The sequence below is a fragment of the Bacillus sp. JJ1773 genome (assembly GCF_036962035.1).
Taxonomy (GTDB): Bacteria; Bacillota; Bacilli; order Bacillales; family Cytobacillaceae; genus Cytobacillus.
This window is the reverse complement of sequence record NZ_JBALNX010000052.1, coordinates 51,282-57,687: the sequence shown is the minus strand read 5'-3', so window position 1 is coordinate 57,687 and position 6,406 is coordinate 51,282. Positions and strand designations below refer to the sequence as shown.

Below are 6,406 nucleotides of genomic sequence, written 5' to 3'. Positions count from 1 at the left end.
AACCGGTACAAAAGCCAGTTCAACAAAAGCCTGTACAGCAACAACCAGCTAAAGCTCCAACAACACCTGCTTCTTCTTCTGTAAGTGCTTATGAGCAAAAAGTGGTTGAATTAACAAACCAAGAGCGCGCTAAAAATGGCGTACCAGCATTACAGCTTGATGTAAACTTAAGTAAAGTTGCACGTGCAAAGTCATTAGATATGAAAAATAAAGGTTATTTTGATCACAATAGCCCAACTTACGGATCACCATTTGATATGATGAAGTCATTCGGCATCACTTACCGTTCAGCTGGTGAAAACATTGCTATGGGACAACGTACTCCTGAAGAAGTTGTTAACGCATGGATGAACAGTGATGGTCACCGTAAAAACATCTTAAATGCTAGCTTTACACATATCGGTGTAGGATATGTTGCAGAAGGTAACTACTGGACACAACAATTTATTGGAAAATAATATATAATCATGTTAAAAAGAGCAGAATAAAAATCTGCTCTTTTTTTCATTTATTATAGCAAATCATTCCTTTTTCTCTTTCTCTTTTAGCTTCGCAAGTTTTTCAGACAATTTATTTGGATCAATTTTACCCTCATAGCTTGTTCCTATACTTAATTTTCCTGAAAGTTCCTTTATTCCAAGCTGCTCAAAATTATTGGCATATTCCATTTTTTCTACAGAAATATTTTCGACACTTAAATGATCAACAATAAAGGTAGGACCTTGAGAATGCAACTCTCTTTGATTTTGTTTCTCTAGGAAAATGACTTTTTCTTCTAAAAACTGAATTTTATTGTTCAGCAAAGCAATTGTTAATTCAAAGTTATGAGTACGCTGTTGTTCCTGATTCTTTTCTCTATTGAGATGGGCATCTTGGATTGGACGATGTTTTAGCTCGATTTTTTCCAATCTATCCTCTAAATCATTCACTCTAGATTGTACTTTATTCATATCGTCTGATCCTTTTAATCTTCGGAATAGTTCAATTTTCTTTTCGAGTTCAATAAGTTTATTATTTATTTTCTTCTGCTCGAGATGTTCCACTTGAGGTGGAGGGGATTCTTTAAGAGGAGGTACTGGTCTGCTCTTTTTATAAAAAAACCTCATTTTTTTAACCTATTGGTGCTGATTCATCATGATCAACCATGATAGGGATGTTTTCCTTATCACTATAATTAAAAGGAAGGATAATGGTTAAAACTCCCTTATCGAATTGTGTCTGGATTTCTTGCTTATTAATGGCTGCAGGTATTGTTATCGTTTTTTCAAAAGTTCTATTCGGTCTTTCCTTTAAATAATACTTGATAGATGGTCTAACTGTTTTACATTCCCCCCTTAAAATAAGCTCACTTTGCTGAAGAAATACTTTAATATCACCCTTTTCGACACCTGGAAGCTCTGCTTCAACGATAAGGCTTTCGTCAGTTCCATACATATCACAACGCGGGAAAATATCCTGATTTGAAAAGAAATTGGAAGCAAGTTCATCTGTTGCTTGAGCCTTGTTATGATCAAATATTTCATTCCAAAATCCTTGTGATTGATATTGTTTTGTTAAATCTAGCCATTGTTTCAATTTTTCAATTTCCACAGAATCTCCTCCTTATTAATTTCATCCATTTAAGTTTATAAGATTTCTGTAACATCAATTTCTGAATATTGCATATCAACATTTTTCGGTATTTTTATTTCAAGCATTCCGTCTTTAAAATACGCGGAAGCTCCTTTTTTTTTCACAAGAGCTGGTAGTATGATGGTGCTCTTATCCTCAAATTCAGGTATATGCTCAATCATCATCTGATTGGAAGTATGATAAATGCGCATGTCTTTTAGCCATTGTTCATTTTTTATAGGAATTCTGACAAATACATTATCATGAGTCTCAAAAACGGATGAAGGAAGAGAAGAAGAAGAAGATGATGGAGGGCTTTGCCTCGCATCGTTTTGAAAGCCTGGCATGAAGCTTTGTGGCTGCATCATCCCTTGCATTCCCTGCGGAAACATTTGATTCATCATATTCTGGACATATTTATCAATTTCATCCGGCTTCATCTGTTTCATCATATTTTTCATATCTTTATTAAATGGGAATAGGTTCCAGGGGAACATGGAGCAATCCTCCTTTCGAAGCTGCAATTAAAATGCTTTCCTTCTTTAACAAACTGTTATATTTGGTTTTGTACGGGAATAGACGGGTTAGCAATTTGATCTTGATCGCTAACGTCTACATCGCCTACAACATTAGAAGAAAACGATGTAGTAGGAGATAAATCACCAAAAGCAATATTAGCACCAACAAACTTTGAGTTGGCAGTATGGCTATTATGAATAGTAGGACCAAGTGAAATGGCTCCATTATTGGTAATTCCATTGGTTTTTATATTAAAAATATTTATTTGGAAAGGCATAATGGTTCACGATCCTTATATTTGGTTGGCATTGACCGGAGAAACAGAGGCAATGTCCCCTTGATCATTTAAATCTGGATCAATAAATACATTTTCCATCGCTGCAGTCGGTGGAGCATAGTCGCCAAAGGATGAATTCTGACCCTGTGATTTCGTATTAGCAGTTGGGGAATTGTAAAATGCCTCTCCAATAGTAATGGATCCGTTAGTAGCAACACTGTTTACCTTTAAGCTAAATATGTTGATAACTGTTTGCATCTTTACACTTCCTTTAGTTTCATTCGTATGGTTTAAGGTATGCAGGTACCCGCCTAATCGTTAATAAAATAAATACGTATATCATTTCATTTCATTTGCATATCCTAATTGTTCTTAATAGTATATTGATTATGAAGGTTTAAAAATAAATGGAATTGCGAGGTATTTCTGTGGGAGGAAAAACAGCTTTAATAACAGGGGGAGCAACAGGCATTGGCAAAAGAACAGCTTATCAGCTGGCTGAAAATGATGTTCATCTTGTAATCAATTACCGAAAAAGCAAAGTGGAAGCTGTCTCACTTGCCGAAGAACTATCCAAAAAATTTGGAACGAAAAATATCGCTATCGGCGGAGATATCGCAAATTTAGAAGAATGCCAAAAAGTTATAGATGAGGCTTTGTCCGTGTTTTCAAGTATCGATATATTAGTCCATAATGCGGGTCCCTATATGCATGAAAGGAAAGTATTAACCGAGTATTCCTTTAGCGAATGGAAATACATCATCAACGGGAATTTAAATGCTCTATTTTATTTAAGTAAATTGTTGTTGCCTGGAATGAGGGAAAAAGAGTGGGGCCGAATTATCACAATTGGCTTTGACAGGGTTGAGACGGCACCTGGCTGGATCTACAGATCTGCATTTGCTGCCGCAAAAAGTGGCGCTGCTTCATTAACTAAAACGATTGCACTGGAAGAGGCAAAATATAAAATTACAGCCAATATGGTTTGTCCTGGTGATATCACAGGGGATTGGAAGGACAAAGAGATTATTCAAGCTGCAGAAGTAGTAAATGACGACACCCCAATTGGCAGACCTGGAACCGGAGAGGATATTGCAAGAGTGATCTCGTTTCTTATCGATAAAAATTCAGATTTTATCACAGGAAGCATCATTTCCGTAACCGGTGGAAAGGATGTTTTAGGAAAGGCATTTAGAGATTAATTCAAAAAAAGATGGGGAATCTGAAAGTTCCCCATCTTAGCTAAATTATGCACCTAGTTGCTTAAGTGGTTTTCTTTGAATAAGCACAAGCCTGCTAGATAAACAGATTGCCCCAGCAGCTAAACCGGTAATTAAACCAATCCAATAACCGAATGCTCCCCAGTTCGTGAAATTTGCCAGAAAATAACCGAAAGGAAGACCAATGACCCAATAGGAAATTAAGGTCATAATAAGGGTAATATTGACATCTTTATATCCCCTCAAAGCCCCTTGTACTGGTGCTTGAATAGCATCTGATAGCTGGAAAAAGATTGCATAAATTAAGAATTGAGCGGTAAGATTTATTACTTCAGGGTCATTTGAGTAAATACCAGCGACCTCTGAACGGGTAAAAAATAATAATATTCCACATAGGGTAGCCATTATTACGGCAATGGATATACCAATCCAGCTATATTCTTTCGCATCCTTATATCGCTTAGCTCCAGCTTCAAAACCAATAACAATCGTTAAGGCCATAGAAACACTTAGTGGAACCATATAAAGGAGGGATGCAAAATTTAATGCAGCTTGGTGAGCAGCAATGGTTGCCGTAGTAAACTTACTCATAAACAAGGTAACCGCAGCAAATATACTCGTTTCAAAGAAGATGGCAAAGCCAATAGGAATTCCGATGACAAGGATTTCCTTCCATTTAGCAAAAGAAACAGCATAAAGATTCCGGAAAATTCCAAATGAAGAAAAGGGAACAGCTTTATGGACGATAATAAAGGCAATAATGCAGAGTAGCCAATAGGTTATAGCCGTTGCATACCCTGATCCTACACCGCCAAGCTCAGGAAATCCCAGTTTCCCAAAAATCAGCAAGTAATTAAAAATAATATTAATTGGCAAGGCCATTAGAGTTATAAACATCGATACACGAGTTTTCCCTAATGCATCGATAAATGAACGGAGTACACTGTATACGAATAGTGGAACCATCCCATAGCTTAAAGCTACTAAAAAGCCATGTGCCTTCAAATGCACGATTTCCTCTAGGTTCATTGCATTAAGAATCGGGTTAAGTGCAAGACCCCCACAAATTAGTACAATAATGGACATGACCACAGCAAGATAGACCCCTTGAAGGACAGAAAAGGCTACTTTATCTTTTTTTCTTCCCCCAATGAGCTGCGCTACAATAGGCGTAATCGATAATAAAATTCCGCTTAGCCCCGTAAAAACAGGCATCCAAAGTGATGAACCGATTGCAACTCCTGCTAAATCCTTTGAACTATAATGCCCTGACATCATCGTGTCAAAAAAACTCATAGAATACATAGCAAGCTGTGTGATCAAAATCGGAATTAATATCGTTAACAATTGCTTTAATTTATCTTTTTTGGTGAATGTTTGATTCATTATTGATTCCTCTTCCAATTTTAGTTCAAAAAAGAAATTATATCATATACCTAATCAATAATACCTTAAAAACATAGTGGAATGTGAAGTGTCATTAGTTTGGCATAATGATTTTTCAATTATGTGAAATTTTAAAAATCATGAATGAAAGAAGATCATTTTGCGAAATATATGTAATAAAGAAATGCCTTAATCTTGGGTATAAATAAAGGAGTGGAAAAATATGAGCTTTAATTTAAATAGAATTAATCCTAATCAGACACAGGTATTGTTTTATGATGGTCGTTTTGAAACACTCACGAATGAAGAATTAGAAGAACTAATGGGACAAATGGGAATAAGTGAAAAATCTGATGAAATGGATTCAACAATCACAGACTAAACAACAAATTGAATTTAGCCATATTAAAAAGCAAAAAGCCAACGGTCTCTCCATCGGCTTTTTGCTCTTATTATGCTTCCATTAAATGTGTTGACTCTTGACCTGATGAAGTTCTATGCCGCAGAACTTCAAATGTATATAAATCTTTAGGAATCTCATACAAATTATAAGCGATGCCAGTCGCATTCAGCTGATCATAAACCAATTTTCTTGATTCATTGGCAAAAAGTACATATGGAAGCTTTTCAGCTGCCTTTTGTGAACGTATATTTTCTTTTCTAATCCGCATAAAAATTGTTTCAATGCCTATTTCATAAAAGAGCTCGTGAAAGAAAGCGTCCTTTGCTAATTTATTGTAGCCCATGCCATGATATGGCTTTCCTAGCCAAGTGCCTAAAAAGCCAGCATTGTCTTCAATATCAAACAAATTAATCGTTCCAATCGGAGCTCCCCACTCATCTAGTATAGTCCGTGAAATGATTTCACCACGTTCTTCAGCTTCGATCGTTTGCTTAGTCATAAAGACAAATTCATCATAACAATAAGCTTTTTGGCGCACAAAAGGGAAGACGTCTGGATGTGTCATTAAGTCATACAAACTATGGCATTCATGAAAATCACGTTTCTTGAGCAAGGTTATCCCTCCAATTAGAGGACAGTCCTTCTCCATGCCAAATAGAGATTACGGTCCACCCTCGAAATTTTTTGTATGTTGCTAAAAAATTTCGGGGTGGGAATCGAACCCACTAGAACCAGTATGACTGGTGGCGCACCATTTGCCTTCCCTATTCTATCGTTTCCGATATAATATTTATCTTACAAAATTTATAAAAAACTATTTTACTATCGTATAATACTAAAAAAAAATAAAAAAGGGAATAGGTATTTTGTGAATTTTTTTCAACAAGTTTCAACAGTAAAATCCTACAATTTTTTTATCGCAGATTAACGGGCTGTAAGACCCCTACTTCAAAAAGTTAAGTAAAACAAATATTTCTAAGTGGGGGATCA

General features: G+C 35.9%; 10 protein-coding genes. 3 read left to right on the top strand and 7 right to left on the bottom strand.

The window, feature by feature from the left end:
• On the top strand, window positions 1–458 hold a 458-nt coding region (locus V7127_RS16445), incomplete at its 5' end, for a CAP domain-containing protein (RefSeq protein WP_335487789.1).
• A 63-nt stretch (window positions 459–521) separates the two neighbouring features.
• Here the strand turns inward: V7127_RS16445 and V7127_RS16440 are convergent.
• The 5 genes from V7127_RS16440 to V7127_RS16420 all read right to left on the bottom strand — a co-directional run bounded on the left by V7127_RS16440 (window position 522) and on the right by V7127_RS16420 (window position 2,665).
• Window positions 522–950, bottom strand: coding sequence for a hypothetical protein (locus tag V7127_RS16440; protein WP_335487786.1), 429 nt, complete (start codon window positions 948–950; stop codon window positions 522–524).
• Between the two features lie 160 nt (window positions 951–1,110).
• Window positions 1,111–1,590, bottom strand: a complete 480-nt coding sequence (locus V7127_RS16435) for an Hsp20/alpha crystallin family protein (RefSeq protein WP_335487783.1) — start codon at window positions 1,588–1,590, stop codon at window positions 1,111–1,113.
• Between the two features lie 35 nt (window positions 1,591–1,625).
• The gene (locus V7127_RS16430) at window positions 1,626–2,108 is read right to left on the bottom strand and encodes an Hsp20/alpha crystallin family protein (protein WP_335345509.1); all 483 of its coding nucleotides are present in this window, start codon (window positions 2,106–2,108) and stop codon (window positions 1,626–1,628) included.
• Between the two features lie 56 nt (window positions 2,109–2,164).
• Window positions 2,165–2,407 (bottom strand): spore germination protein, encoded by a 243-nt coding sequence (locus V7127_RS16425; RefSeq protein ID WP_335487780.1) that lies wholly within the window; start codon window positions 2,405–2,407, stop codon window positions 2,165–2,167.
• A 15-nt stretch (window positions 2,408–2,422) separates the two neighbouring features.
• Window positions 2,423–2,665, bottom strand: a complete 243-nt coding sequence (locus tag V7127_RS16420; protein ID WP_335487777.1) for a spore germination protein — start codon at window positions 2,663–2,665, stop codon at window positions 2,423–2,425.
• 170 nt (window positions 2,666–2,835) lie between these two features.
• On the opposite strand from V7127_RS16420, the gene V7127_RS16415 reads away from it, so the two are divergent.
• Complete coding sequence (locus V7127_RS16415; RefSeq protein WP_335487774.1) at window positions 2,836–3,609, top strand: SDR family oxidoreductase; 774 nt, start codon at window positions 2,836–2,838, stop codon at window positions 3,607–3,609.
• 45 nt (window positions 3,610–3,654) lie between these two features.
• Here V7127_RS16415 and V7127_RS16410 read toward each other — a convergent pair whose 3' ends face one another.
• Window positions 3,655–5,013 carry an MATE family efflux transporter gene (locus tag V7127_RS16410; RefSeq protein WP_335487771.1) on the bottom strand — a complete coding sequence of 453 codons (1,359 nt, stop codon included), beginning with the start codon at window positions 5,011–5,013 and terminating at the stop codon, window positions 3,655–3,657.
• Between the two features lie 223 nt (window positions 5,014–5,236).
• Between V7127_RS16410 and V7127_RS16405 the strand changes: the two genes are divergently transcribed.
• Entirely contained in the window at window positions 5,237–5,395 is a 159-nt protein-coding gene (locus V7127_RS16405) for a hypothetical protein (RefSeq protein WP_335487768.1), read from the top strand.
• A 70-nt stretch (window positions 5,396–5,465) separates the two neighbouring features.
• Here the strand turns inward: V7127_RS16405 and V7127_RS16400 are convergent, their stop codons facing one another.
• Window positions 5,466–6,029 carry a GNAT family N-acetyltransferase gene (locus tag V7127_RS16400; RefSeq protein WP_335487765.1) on the bottom strand — a complete coding sequence of 188 codons (564 nt, stop codon included), beginning with the start codon at window positions 6,027–6,029 and terminating at the stop codon, window positions 5,466–5,468.
• Window positions 6,030–6,406: the final 377 nt, after the last annotated feature.

Excerpts from the sequence above, each read along its gene's own strand:
- V7127_RS16420 (WP_335487777.1), bottom strand. The coding sequence starts at position 2,665 with ATGCAAACAGTTATCAACATATTTAGCTTAAAGGTAAACAGTGTTGCT.
- V7127_RS16440 (WP_335487786.1), bottom strand. The coding sequence starts at position 950 with ATGAATAAAGTACAATCTAGAGTGAATGATTTAGAGGATAGATTGGAA.
- V7127_RS16410 (WP_335487771.1), bottom strand. The coding sequence starts at position 5,013 with ATGAATCAAACATTCACCAAAAAAGATAAATTAAAGCAATTGTTAACG.
- V7127_RS16425 (WP_335487780.1), bottom strand. The coding sequence starts at position 2,407 with ATGCCTTTCCAAATAAATATTTTTAATATAAAAACCAATGGAATTACC.
- V7127_RS16430 (WP_335345509.1), bottom strand. The coding sequence starts at position 2,108 with ATGTTCCCCTGGAACCTATTCCCATTTAATAAAGATATGAAAAATATG.
- V7127_RS16405 (WP_335487768.1), top strand. The coding sequence starts at position 5,237 with ATGAGCTTTAATTTAAATAGAATTAATCCTAATCAGACACAGGTATTG.